At 68.6% G+C, this 12,335-nt stretch carries 7 protein-coding genes and 3 pseudogenes; 7 read left to right on the forward strand and 3 right to left on the reverse strand.

Annotated features, from left to right (window positions below; all coding sequences use genetic code 11):
* Nucleotides 1-15: 15 nt before the first annotated feature.
* Complete coding sequence (locus ACIQFZ_RS38115) at nt 16-705, reverse strand: TetR/AcrR family transcriptional regulator C-terminal domain-containing protein (protein ID WP_365429133.1); 690 nt, start codon at nt 703-705, stop codon at nt 16-18.
* Between the two features lie 196 nt (nt 706-901).
* The gene (locus ACIQFZ_RS38120; protein ID WP_376652608.1) at nt 902-1,393 is read right to left on the reverse strand and encodes a MarR family winged helix-turn-helix transcriptional regulator; all 492 of its coding nucleotides are present in this window, start codon (nt 1,391-1,393) and stop codon (nt 902-904) included.
* 109 nt (nt 1,394-1,502) lie between these two features.
* Here ACIQFZ_RS38120 and ACIQFZ_RS38125 point away from each other — a divergent pair, with 109 nt between their 5' ends.
* From ACIQFZ_RS38125 to ACIQFZ_RS38140, 4 genes and pseudogenes are all read left to right on the forward strand, one after another.
* Nucleotides 1,503-1,916, forward strand: coding sequence for an organic hydroperoxide resistance protein (locus tag ACIQFZ_RS38125; RefSeq protein WP_365429139.1), 414 nt, complete (start codon nt 1,503-1,505; stop codon nt 1,914-1,916).
* Between the two features lie 58 nt (nt 1,917-1,974).
* A pseudogene (locus ACIQFZ_RS38130) lies at nt 1,975-2,229 on the forward strand (IS5/IS1182 family transposase); the annotation flags it as partial.
* Between the two features lie 1,648 nt (nt 2,230-3,877).
* A pseudogene (locus tag ACIQFZ_RS38135) lies at nt 3,878-4,213 on the forward strand (Ig-like domain-containing protein); the annotation flags it as partial.
* Between the two features lie 120 nt (nt 4,214-4,333).
* Entirely contained in the window at nt 4,334-4,582 is a 249-nt protein-coding gene (locus ACIQFZ_RS38140; protein ID WP_402693396.1) for a carbohydrate-binding protein, read from the forward strand.
* 360 nt (nt 4,583-4,942) lie between these two features.
* Here the strand turns inward: ACIQFZ_RS38140 and ACIQFZ_RS38145 are convergent.
* Nucleotides 4,943-5,367, reverse strand: a pseudogene (locus tag ACIQFZ_RS38145) (helix-turn-helix domain-containing protein); the annotation flags it as partial.
* A 359-nt stretch (nt 5,368-5,726) separates the two neighbouring features.
* On the opposite strand from ACIQFZ_RS38145, the gene ACIQFZ_RS38150 reads away from it, so the two are divergent.
* From ACIQFZ_RS38150 to ACIQFZ_RS38160, 3 genes are all read left to right on the forward strand, one after another.
* Nucleotides 5,727-9,257, forward strand: coding sequence for a ThuA domain-containing protein (locus ACIQFZ_RS38150; RefSeq protein ID WP_383063021.1), 3,531 nt, complete (start codon nt 5,727-5,729; stop codon nt 9,255-9,257).
* A gap of 85 nt (nt 9,258-9,342) precedes the next feature.
* Nucleotides 9,343-10,650 (forward strand): hypothetical protein, encoded by a 1,308-nt coding sequence (locus ACIQFZ_RS38155; protein ID WP_365436764.1) that lies wholly within the window; start codon nt 9,343-9,345, stop codon nt 10,648-10,650.
* A gap of 225 nt (nt 10,651-10,875) precedes the next feature.
* Complete coding sequence (locus ACIQFZ_RS38160; protein WP_376652611.1) at nt 10,876-12,054, forward strand: ROK family protein; 1,179 nt, start codon at nt 10,876-10,878, stop codon at nt 12,052-12,054.
* The last annotated feature ends 281 nt before the right edge of the window (nt 12,055-12,335 follow it).

A 12,335-nucleotide genomic window follows, 5' to 3' on the forward strand; every position in this document is an offset into this window, starting at 1 on the left:
GACGGTGTGCGGGGCTCATTGGTCGCCGGCCTTTCCGGTGTGCTGCCTCGCCAGCCCGTCAAGGAGGGCGTGGAGGCCGAGTTCGAAGGTCCCGGCGGGGGCGACGGCGTAGCCGGTGGCCGCGGGGGTCTCCAGGCGGGCGCGCAGGCGGGGGTAGCGCATCGCGATCTCTCGGGCTTGGGTCATGGCGGCCTGGACCTGCTCTTCCGCGGCGGTGCTGCCGTCGCCGAGTTTGCGGGTGAGTGCAGCGGTCGCGGCGGTGCCGGCGGCGTTGCCGAGGACGTAGGTGAAGACGGCGGCCGCGGCCTGGTCGGCCTGGGTGGCGGTGAAGCCTGCGGTCTCGTAGACGGCGAGATGGTGGTCGTCGTGGCGGGCTTTGCCCTCGCCGTAGACGACGTGGGCAGCGAGGACCTGCACCAGCCAGGGGTGCCTGGTGAACATCGTGTACAGGTCGGTGGCCATCGCGGTGGCCGCGGTGCGCCAGTCGGCCGTTGCCAGGTCGGGTAGTTCGAGCTCGCTCCAGACCTGGTCGGTGGCGAGCAGCACGAGGTTGTCCTTGTTCTTGACGTGCCAGTACACGGCGGTAGCAGCGGAGTCGAGTCGTTTGCCCAGGGCGCGCATGTTCAGGCCTTCGAGGCCGTCAGTGTCCAGATGCTCGATGGCGGCATGGACGATCTGGTCGCGGGTGAGGGTGTTGCGTGCCATGTCCTCAACGGTACGCAGCGTCTTGCACTAAGTTCAACTTGTCGGATACGCCCTCAGTAGACTCGATCAGGCGGTCCGTCGATGCCTCCGGGCCCGGTGACACCCCCGGATCATGACGGGAAGGGGGTGACTCGTCGCGCGCAACGATCCGTACGCCTCCGGCCCCGCCTCGGGTCCCTCTCATGTCCGGCAGCTGTCACCCGCAGTCGGGAGCCTCCTCCAGGGCCGCCGTGTCGAGCGCCATGGTGAGCCGGTCGAGGCGGGCGCGCAGCTCGCGGATCTCGTCGACGGTGAAGCCGGTCGCCGTGCCGATCCGGTGGGGCACCCGGAGCGCCCGCTCGCGCAGTGCCGCGCCCTCCTCGGTGAGCCGCACCTCGACCGACCGCTCGTCACGCGCGCTGCGCTCCCGATGCACCAGACCGGCCGCCTCCAGCCGCTTGAGCAGGGGGGACAGGGTGCCGGAGTCCAGTCGCAGATGCTCCCCGAGCCGCTTCACGGGCGTGTCGCCGTGCTCCCAGAGCACCAGCATCACCAGATATTGCGGGTAGGTCAGCCCGAGCTCCTTGAGGACCACGCGGTAGACGCCGTTGAAGGCACGCGAGGCGGCATGGAGGGAGAAGCAGATCTGGCGGTCCAGACGCAGCCACTCCTCGTCCGGCGGGGCGCTGGGCGGAACCTCGGTAGTCATGCGGCCAGGATAACCGGACACTGCGCCATTTGATTGTGCACAACTCAATTGTGTGCTCTACTTATATCCGCAACCGATACTCGTATCGCTTCGAGAGGACTTGGTCCCCATGGACACGCTCTACACCGCCGTCGCCACCGCCACTCACGGCCGGGACGGCCGCGCCGTCAGCTCCGACGGCAAGCTCGACCTGCAGCTGGCCGTCCCGGTGGAGATGGGCGGCAACGGGCAGGGCACCAACCCCGAGCAGCTGTTCGCCGCGGGGTACGCCGCCTGTTTCGCCAGCGCCCTCGGCGTGGTCGGCCGGATGGCGAAGGTGGATGTCAGTGATGCCGCGGTCACCGGTGAGGTCGGCATCGGCAAGCAGGGCGAGGGTTTCGCGCTCGCCGTGACCCTCCGCATCGAACTGCCCGACAGCATCGACAAGGCCACCGGCCGCAAGCTGGTCGAGCAGGCCCACCAGGTCTGCCCGTACTCCAACGCCACCCGCGGCAACATCCCGGTGGACCTCGTCGTCGAGTAAGAGGTTCTGACAAAGGCGTTGGACGCGTCGGTGGGTGATCAGTCAGGTGGCGAGGCCGAGGAAGGCCTTGCCGCTCCCCATCGGCATCTCCGCCGCGAACACCCACGACAGTCAGGGGCTGGAGCCGCTTGTGCGGGGTATCCCGCCCATCCGCTCCCGGCGCGGACCCCGGCGGCGACGACCGACCAAACTCCACGGTGGCGGCGCATTTCCTGGCTTTCGCCGGCATCGCCGCCGCCCTGGTCTGCTACCGCCGACTGGACGGGGAGGCCGATTCACACGGCGCCGAGAAAGCCCGGATCGACGCCATCGATGCCTGTGCGGAGCACCTGTCGCCGTGCCGACCACCCCCGTCGCCACCGTGCCCGAGGGCTTCGTCACCGACACCTTCCACGCCCCGCAGGCCCGAGTGAAGGCCGCGGTCTCGCAGTCGGTGGCCGGCCTGTGGAACGGCAACGCCGTCACCTCGTACAAGAAGATCAGCGGTGACTCCTGGCTCAGCGTCGATGCTCACGGCGTCGTGAGCGGGACCGCGCCGAGCGCAGCGCCCCAACACCCGGGCACGATCACCGTGCAGGCCACCGACGGGACCACGACCTCCCAGATCACCGTCGAGGTTCCGGTCATCGCCGCCGATGACGCCCCACAGGTCGCCGCCGCTACCTGGAACCTCTGGGATGCCGGCAAGCATGTGGACGACTCGCTGCTGAAGAACCTCACCGTCATCGCCAACAACGGCCTCGACGTCATCGGCGTCCAGGAGGACGGCGGAACCGGCGCGCACCAACTCGCGAAGGCACTCGGCTGGTACGACTACGAGGGCGAGGGCGGTCTCGGCATCGTTTCCGCCTGGCCCATCTCTTCGACAGGGGTTGTCGTCGCGACCGACTCGGTCCCCGCCGTCGGTGTGACGGTCAACGTGGGCGGCCGGAACGTCCGGGTGTGGAATGCCGCTCTCGACGAGACGGCCTACGGGCCGGAGCAGGCTTGTGCCGAAGCCGGAACCGACGCGTCGGCCGTTGTCGCCGCGGAGAAGGCGAGCACCCGCTACGCCCAGGCTCAGGCCATCGCCGCCGCGATCAAGCCCGAGGTCGACTCGGCCGAAACCACGCCCGTGGTGTTCCTCGGCGACCTCGCCTCCCCGTCGGCCGCCGACTGGACCGATGCCACCGCTGCCAAGCACTGCAACGTCGGCGCCGTCCACTGGCCGGTGCCCGACGCCATCACCGGCACGGGCCTGACGGACTCCTTCCGCAAGGCCCACCCCGATCCGGCGGCCGATGCCGGGAACACCTGGTCGCCCATCGTGACGACCAACCCGACGACCGGCGGCGCCGAGCCGCACGACCGGATCGACTACGTCGACTACGCCGGCAGCGACCTCCATACGCTCGGCTCCAACACCCTCGTCGCCGGCTGGCCGTCGGACACCGATGGCAACGCCAACGCTTGGACCAGCGACCAGACCGCGGTCGTGACCACCTTCACGCTCGGCACCCCGCTTCCGTCTGCCCCGGCCCCGACCGTCAGCGTGGACAAGGATGCGCTGGTCTACCAGGCCGGCCACGGGCCGGCCGACGACGCGGCCCTGCGCAGTGCCATCGGCGTCACGTCCGACTCCGCCGACGCGACCATCACCGTCGACTCCAGCGACGTCGACTACCGCACGGTGGGCCACTACACCGTGCTGGTGACCGCGAAGAAGGACGGCTACGTCTCCGACCCGGTCGCGGTGACCGGCCAACGACTCCGTCTCCCTCGCCGGCCCCGGCATGACCGAGGCGGCGGTGCTCGACGCTTTCGGCGGGAGGCTCAACGTCCCTGGCACGATCAAGGTCGACGTCTCCCAGGTCAACACGTCCATGCCCGGCAGCTACCCGGTGACAGTGACCGGGACCGACGACTACGGGTTCACCGCGACGAAGCAGGCAACGGTCGTGATCATGCCGGTCGTCCCGAAGATGGCCACGGCCGCCCCGGCCGCGCAGTTCGGGACGGCGGCCACGGTGACGGTAACGGTCAGCGCCCCCGGCCTGCCCGCCACCGGCACCGTCACCCTCGACGAGGGGGCTACCTCGCGCGGCAAGGCCACCCTGACCAACGGCAGGGCAACGTTCACTCTGCCGATCGGTCTGGCCGTCGGAAGCCACGTGATGCTCGCGTCCTACTCGGGCAGCGATCTGCTCACACCGGAAGCCCAGACCCTGACCGTCACGGTGGGCCTGCCCCCGGCATGCAGCGCCTCGACGTCGTACAAGACCGGCGACAAGGTCGGCTACCAGGGCAAGATGTACACGGCCTCTTGGAGCACGCAGAACCAGAACCCGGGGGACCCGCAAGGCCCGTGGCAGGAGATCGCCATGACGGAGGACGGGACCGCCATCTGGACGGCGTCGCGGATCTTCAACACGGGCGACGTGGCCGTCTACAACGGCAAGACCTTCAAGGCGGACTGGCGCACCCGCAATGAGACCCCCGGTGACCCGACCGGTTCGTGGGAGGAGCAGGCGCCCCCCGGACCGAACGGACTCGCGGCCTGGACCCCGACCACGATCTACAACTCCGGCGACCGGGTCACCTATCAGGGCAGCACTTACCAGGCCCAGTGGTACACCCGCAACCAAACCCCGGGTATCCCCAACGGGCCCTGGAAAAAGATCAGCTAGCACCGCGGCGGGCGATGTTTGCCCGTGAAGGAGCGGCGTCCGGTGCGTACTCCGGGCACTCCCCCCTGCTCGAAGAGCTTGGGGGAGTGCCCGGCCGGAAGTCCTCGTACTGGACGTACTTGGGACGGCGGTCACCTCCAGGACCGTGCACTTCTTGCACGCTGTGGCGTCCTCGGTGAGGTAGCTGCGTTCACCGAGGTAAGTAGGTGCTTGCGGTCGAAGACCCACTCGGTGGCGGTGGAGGCCCGCTGGTCGACACGCCGGACGCCGACGGCGTGCCGGCCCGCCGCGTCCGGGTCACTGCGGAACGGCTTCAACGAGCCACGGCCGAGGGCCAGTTGTTCCCGGCCTCACCAGGCCGCGAGGAGGGTGTCGCCCAAGCACCTCCTCGATGCGGTCGAGCTTGGCGTCGCAGGCGGGGTCGGGGGATTCCTTCCAGGCCTTGGTGCGTTGGAAGGTGACGCTGCGTCGGGCGAGCAGGCAGCGCAGGCCCCGCAGCCGATGCGGATGACGCGGGCGTGGACGAGACGCAGGCAGGCGGCGAGCTTGCGCAGGGACCAGCGGGTGAAGGGCTCGCCGAGCTCGGTCGGTCGGGTGATGGCCGTCTGGACGACGAAGTCCTCGTCGTCAGAGCTGAGTCGGCGGGGACGGCCTCCTGCCCAGCGAGGGTCCAGACAGGCCAGGCCGATCTCGTTGAACCGGCGGATCACATCGCGCACCGTGTCCTCGTCGGCCCGCACCAGTTGGGCGAATCGCCCGTACGCCGGTGATGTGCCGTCGGAGATCGTCGGCTGGGCAACGGCGTTCCTCTCATCTTCAGCGGACTTTGGCTTGTCTGAGCAGAAGTTCAGCTTGTTTGCCAAAAACTTTCGCGCATCAGACTCTATCTTTGGCGGATTCGCGCCTATACGATCCGCGCAAGAACTTGGACTGCGTCAGTCGCTCACCAGTGATCCCGGTGAGCGATTGACGCGCAACTCGGCGTAGTGGACGCACTTGCCGTCACTCCATCCTCACTCGCACTGCAGCGATCGACTACCCGTTTGCCTTTTCCTCTGGACATACCGGCGCATACCGCACCCTTCCCGGCCGGGCCGTCTCCGCGCGACGGCCCGTTGGTCGGGCGTACCCCCGAGGAGGTTCCATGCGCATAGCCCTCCGCCGCCGCCTCACCGCGTTCGGCGTGCTGCTCGCGCTCGTGGCCAGCGCGCTCATCGGCCTGGCATCGGCGTCCGCCCCGGAGGCGGCCGCGGCCGCGCCGGACAGCCGCGGCATGCAATACAGAGTCTTGGTCTTCACGAAATCCACGGGCGGAGACCCGGCGGCGACCGCCGCAGGTGTCGGCGCCATCAGGCAGCTCGGCGATCAACTCCGGTTCGCGGTCCAGGTGACCGACGACGCCCGCAAGTTCGACGAGGAGCATCTCAAGCAGTACCGCGCCGTCGTCTTCCTCAACACCAGCGGCGACTTGCTCACCACCGCCCAGCAGGACGCCTTCGAGGCGTACTACCGCGCGGGCGGCGGCTTCGTCGCCATCGGCTCGGCGATCGAGGCCCAGCCCGGCTGGGACTTCCTGTCCGACGCCCTCGGCACCCGCGCGTCCGGCCGGACCGGCGTGCAGCCCGGCACCATCAAGGTCGCCGACCGCGTCCACGACGCGTCGAAGAACCTGCCGGAGTACTGGACCCGCACCGACGCCTGGTACAACTTCAAGTCCAACGTGCGTGGCAAGAGCCATGTCATCGCCACCGTCGTCGAGGACACCTTCAAGCAGCAGTCGTGGGGCGGGACGCTCACCGGCATCAGCGGCGGCACGATGGGGCACGACCACCCGGTCACCTGGTGCAAGGACTGGCAGGGCGGCCGCTCGTTCTACACCGCGCTCGGCAACACCGCCGCCAGCTTCGGCGAGACCAACCTGCGCTCGCACCTCGGCGGCGCGATCAAGTGGGCGGCCGGGCAGGCCGACCCGGTGTACTCCGACTGCGGCGCGACGGTGCTGGCCAACTACCAGCAGACGACCGTCGCGGCGCCGCCGAACCTGGGCGAGCCGATCGGCTTCGACGTCTTTCCCGACGGCCGGGTCATCCAGACCGACCGCCGCGGCAGCGTCCGGCTGCACGACCCCAAGTCGAACAAGACCACCGTGCTGGCCCAGATCCCGGTCTACCAGGCCAGCGAGGACGGCATGTACGGGCCGGGGATCGACAACGACTTCAAGACCAACCACTGGGTCTACCTCTACTACGCGCCACCCACGGTGAAGGACGTGAAGCTGTCGACCGGCGAGATCGTCACGCAGACGACTCCGGAGGCGAACGCGCCGAACACCGGGGACTCGCCGGCGGTCTGGGATCCCTGGGTCGGGTACTTCCAGCTCTCCCGCTTCAAGTTCGTCGATGCCACCGCGGACAAGCCGGCACACCTCGACGTCGCGTCCGAGCAGGAGATCATGCGCGTTCCGGTCAACCGCGGCGCCTGCTGCCATGTCGCGGGCGACATCGACTTCGACAAGCACAACAACCTGTGGATGGTCACCGGCGATGACACCCCGGCCGGCGGCGGCAACTCCGGGGGCTTCAGTCCCTTCAACGACATGCTGACCACGAACGGACAGTTCAACGCCCCGCACGTCGACGCTCGCCGCTCGGCGCTGAACACCAACGACCTGCGCGGCAAGATCCTGCGCATCACGGTCAAGGACGGCGCCATCGCCGCCGGCGATCAGAACAAGTTCGGCGGCGCCTACACGGTCCCCGCGGACAACCTCTTCCCTGTCGGCAAGGACAAGACCCGTCCGGAGATCTACGCGATGGGCTTCCGGAACCCGTTCCGGATCCAGGTCGACGAGAACGACGTCGCCTACGTCACCGACTACTCGCCCGACTCGCAGACCCCGCAGAACTTCCGCGGGCCGGCTGGGACCGGCCGGGTCGAGATCGTTCGCAAGCCGGCGAACTACGGCTGGCCGCTCTGCTACCGGACGGACCTGCCGTACTACCGCTGGGACTTCAACACCTCCACGCCGCAGGACAGTCCGCCGCAGACGTTCGAGTGCGACAACCCCAACCGCGGGCCGCAGAACGACTCCAGGTGGAACCTCTCCGGTGGGCCCACCGTGGAGCCCGGCCTCGAGTACAGCCCGCCGATCACCAACCCGGACATCTGGTACTCGTTCACACCCGAGAACCGGGCGGACAACCCGATCGGTACGCCGTGCCTCGCCTACTACAACGGCTCCGGCGCCACCACCTGCCCGCGGCTGTTCCCCGAGCTCGGCACCGGCGGTGTCGGCCCGCACGGCGCGGCCAAGTACCACTTCGACCCGGACAACCCGGATGCGACGAAGCTGCCGCCGTACTACGACAACGCGGTCTTCTTCGGCGAGTTCACCCGGGACACCCTGCGGGAGATCCGCCTGGACTCGAAGGGCCGGGTATTCAAGATCAACAACTTGCTCGACTGCGGCGGCCTCTCTGCAAAGCGGGTCCCGGAGACGAACAACCCGTTCGAGTGCGACAACCCGATGGACATGCAGTTCGACGGGAACGGTCACTTCTACCTGCTCACCTACGGCGACGGCTTCTTCACCAGCAACAACGACGCCGGCATGTACCGGTGGGACTACGTCAAGGGCCAGCGCGCACCGATCCCGAAGCTCGCGGCGACGCCGACAAACGGCTCCGCACCGCTGACCGTGCAGTTCTCCAGCGAGGGCTCGCGGGATCCCGACCCGGGCGACTCGATTCGGTTCGAGTGGGACTTCAACGGTGACGGAGTCGTCGACTCGATCGACCCCGACCCGAAGTACACCTATACGACGCCGGGGCAGTACACCGCGCGACTTACGGTGTTCGACTCGAGCGGCAAGTCCGCCTCGGCGAACACGACCATCACGGTCGGCAACACCGCGCCCACCGTGACCGTCAGTACGCCGGTCGAGGGCGGCCTGTTCTCCTTCGGCGAGAGCATCCCGTTCTCGGTGACGGTCACCGACCCCGAGGACAAGACGATCGACTGCAACCGGGTCGAGGTGACGTTCGTCCTCGGCCACGACAGTCACGGCCACGCCGAGCAGACCGTCCACGGCTGCACGGGTGTGCTGCCGACCGACCCTGACGACGTGTCCCACGGGGGCAACGTGTTCGGCGTCATCAGCGCCTCATACACCGATCGCGGCGGTGCCGGCGGCGTTCCGGCGCTGACGACGGTCGCTCAGAACGAGATCCGGCAAAAGCGCCAGGAGGTCGAGTTCGCCCTCGAGGAGTCCGGTACCAACGTCGCCACGACGAACGACCCGGACGGCGGCAGCCAGCACCGAGGCAGCCTCGGCAGCGGCGACTGGATCGCCTTGAACGGACCGTTCAACCTGCTGAACAGCGACTCGATGACGTTCCGGGTGGCGAGCACGTCGACGCAGGTGCCGGCGGGTAGCCCGATGGCCGCCGTCGAGGTCCACCTCGACTCGGTCGGCGGGCCGATTCTCACCACGGCGAAGCTCACGTCGACCGGTGACACGGCGAAGTGGCAGAGCCAGACGTTCCCGATCACCAACCCGGGCGGCAAGCACAAGATCTACCTCGTGTTCCGGTCGGTCACGGGCGGCCAGACCGGCGCCAACCTGTTCAACCTCAACTGGGTCGAGTTCGGCGGGCGAGGGGTGAGCGCGCCCTAGCACGGCCCCGCGGCCGGGCGCCGTGCGATCGGCACGGCGCCCCGGCCCTTGGTTTGGTTCAGCCACTTCGAAAGAGAGAACCACAATGGCCTTCAACAGCAAGTTCAACCGGCGCCGGTTCATGGTCGGCACGGGCGCGGCGGTGGCCGCGACGTTCAGCCCACTCGGCCCCGCGTCCGTGTTCACGCCGGCCCAGGCGAGCGCGGCCAACGGGCGGCTCATCCCGGGCGGCAAGCTGGGCACGATCACCTACAGCCAGCGCGATGTGCCCACGCGGGTCGGCATCGCGGCGAGCGCGGCGCGCGGCGTCTCACCCACCATGGGCCGCCTGGGTGGCCCGAACTTCCCGCAGGACCCCACCGACCTCGGCCCGCTCGTGCCGCTGCCCGGCGGCTGGCTGGAGCTGTTCGAGTTCCTGGCGAACTGCGGCTTCAAGCAGATCGAGTTCGCCGGCTACGGCCAGAACGCCGCGAACCCCGGCGGTGACGTGCCCAACCCGGCCCCCGGCGGCGTCACCACAGCGCAGTCGCGAGCGGCGTACCTGGCATACGCGCGTACGCTGCGCGGCTTCCTCGACGCGTACGGTCTGGAGGCGATCGGCAACCACGGGTTCGTACCGAACACGTGGAACGGCCCGAACAGCCCCGGCGGCGCAATGTCCACACAGGACTACGAGCGGCTGCAGACCGAGCTCGAATTCGCGGCGATCCTGGGCATGCCGTACATGGGCACCGGCAACGACCCGACGAACGCGGGCAACCGCAACATCGAGCCGTGGACCGTCGCCGGCGAGAAGTGGGAGGCGCTGAACACGCTCAGCCTGCAGTCGGGCATCCACATGTACACCCACAACCACTCGCCGGCGTACAACTTCCTGCAGGACGGTCCCATGGTCACCGTGACCGAGGACCGCGTGACAGGTAGGCCGATTCCGCCCACGCAGGTGCGGGGAGAGTCGGGTAAGCGCCTCATGCAGCACTATCTCGACGTCACCGACCCGGCCCTGTGCGTCATCGAGCTGGACGTGTACTGGGCGCACGTCGCCCAGCACCAGTGGCGGTGGCGCTACGACTGGGAGGGCAACCGCGTCGAGGACATCTTCGACCCGGCCGCCCAGGTCGCGAAGCAGCGACAGCGGTACCAGCTGTTCCACGCCAAGGACGGCGACGCCACCGGCGAGGCACCCGGTGTCGGCAACGGCTACAACTTCATCCCGTTCGGCGACTCCCGCAGCGACATCGACTACAAGACCTTCTACAAGACCATCGGCGCCAAGGGCCACTACAACTCGAACTACGAGCAGGACAACGCCCCGGGCGGCAACTCGGATCAGGGCCAGTCCCTGAGGTTCGCCAGGATCAGTGCGACCAACATGGCGGCACTCCGCGGCTGACACCTGGCAGCTCTCCGTTCTGCTTGCGCCGCGGTGGCCATGCGACACGGTGGCGACCGCGGCGCGAGCGGGGTGCGAGCCGGCGAATCCTGTCTGAGGCTTCTGCATAGGAGAACAAAAGTTCTAGAGGTAAGGTCCGAAGATATAGAACAGTCCTGGCAAAAGTCACTATTGTGGTTAAGCGCAGCATGTTGCGCTGATATGAACGCGTCAGAGGTGAACCCGGTGCGAAGCCCAGAACCGCTGCACGTTGAGCTGCTGCGGCTGCTGCGCGATGAAGGCGCGTTGTCGCGTGCTGAACTGGCCGACCGCCTTGAGGTACCGCGGCGGCGGCTGCTCGCCGAGCTGGAGCGTCTGATCGCGGCGGGCTACGCCGTAGAGGCCGGGCCCGCCACGTCCCGAGGCGGCCGCCGGTCGACGCTCGTCGAGCTGAACCCGGATCTGCGCTTCGCCGCCATCGACCTGGACGCCACCTCGATCGACGTCGAGGTGACCAATGGTCGCCTGGAGCAGGTGGCGGCGTACCACGAGTCCGCCGACCTCCGGGCGGGGCCGAAAGCGATCCTCCACCGCGTCGACGAGTTGCTCGCCAAAGCCCGCGCGGAGGGGGCGTACGAGCGGCTGACCGCGGTCGGCATCGGGGTGCCTGGCCCGGTGAGCTTCCGCGACGGTATGCCGGTGTCGCCGCCGATCATGCCGGGCTGGGACCGGTTCCCTGTGCGGGAGTACCTCACCCGTGAGCACAGCTGCCCCGCGATCGTCGACAACGACGTGAACATCATGGCGATAGGCGAGCGGCATGGCGGCGCTGCGCACTCGGTCAACGACTTCCTGTTCATCAAGATCGGAACCGGGGTCGGGTGCGGCATCTATCAGGACGGGCACGTCTACCGCGGGACTGACGGCTGCGCGGGCGACATCGGGCACATCCAGGTCGACGCGCACGGGCCGGTCTGTTCCTGCGGCAACGTCGGCTGCCTCGAGGCGCTGTTCAGCGACGCCGTACTCGCCCGCGAGGCGACCGCAGCGGCGCGCTCGAATGGGTCCCCGGCACTGGCCGAGCGGCTTGCCGCCTCCGGCGCGGTCGGCGCGAAGGACGTGGCCGAGGGCGCGTCCGAGGGCGACGTGACGTGCATCCGACTCATCCGCGACGGCGGGCGCCACGTCGGCGGCGTGCTCGCCGGCTTGGTCAGCTTCGCCAACCCCTCGATGATCGTGATCGGTGGCGGGCTCGCCCAGCTCGGCAACATCCTGCTCGCCGAGATCCGCAGCGTCGTGTACCACCGGTCGCTGCCGCTTGCGACCAGGAACCTGCCCGTTGTGCTGTCCGACCTGGGACCGCGAGCCGGTGTGACCGGCGCCGCGGTGCTGGCCAGCGACCTTGCCTTCGAGCAGGCGTCATGACGGACAACCCGCAAGACAGCCCGCACGCCTGTGGGGCAGGTCGCGTTGGCGTTCTCTCGGGCGTCACCGGGCAGCGGTACGCGGTTGTTCTCGGTGCGGCCGCATGCCTTTTCGTCGTGGTCATCCGCGGTCGGCCGACAGCCGTTGCCGCCGGGCTTTCCCGCCGTGCCTGTTTGCGTGACCTTGGCTAGTAGTACTTCGTTAGGTTGGCTGGCGTGGGTGGTGTTCTGGCGGAGCTGAAGCGGGGATGCCGCGGTGGCAGGTGGGGCATGTGCCGGTCC

Source organism: Streptomyces sp. NPDC093064 (genome assembly GCF_044754605.1).
Classification (GTDB): Bacteria; Actinomycetota; Actinomycetes; order Streptomycetales; family Streptomycetaceae; genus Streptomyces.

What these genes read in the sequence shown, in the direction of transcription:
- ACIQFZ_RS38115 (WP_365429133.1), bottom strand. Translation starts at nt 705, where the DNA reads ATGGCACGCAACACCCTCACCCGCGACCAGATCGTCCATGCCGCCATC.
- ACIQFZ_RS38120 (WP_376652608.1), bottom strand. Translation starts at nt 1,393, where the DNA reads ATGACTACCGAGGTTCCGCCCAGCGCCCCGCCGGACGAGGAGTGGCTG.
- ACIQFZ_RS38125 (WP_365429139.1), top strand. Translation starts at nt 1,503, where the DNA reads ATGGACACGCTCTACACCGCCGTCGCCACCGCCACTCACGGCCGGGAC.
- ACIQFZ_RS38150 (WP_383063021.1), top strand. Translation starts at nt 5,727, where the DNA reads ATGCGCATAGCCCTCCGCCGCCGCCTCACCGCGTTCGGCGTGCTGCTC.
- ACIQFZ_RS38155 (WP_365436764.1), top strand. Translation starts at nt 9,343, where the DNA reads ATGGCCTTCAACAGCAAGTTCAACCGGCGCCGGTTCATGGTCGGCACG.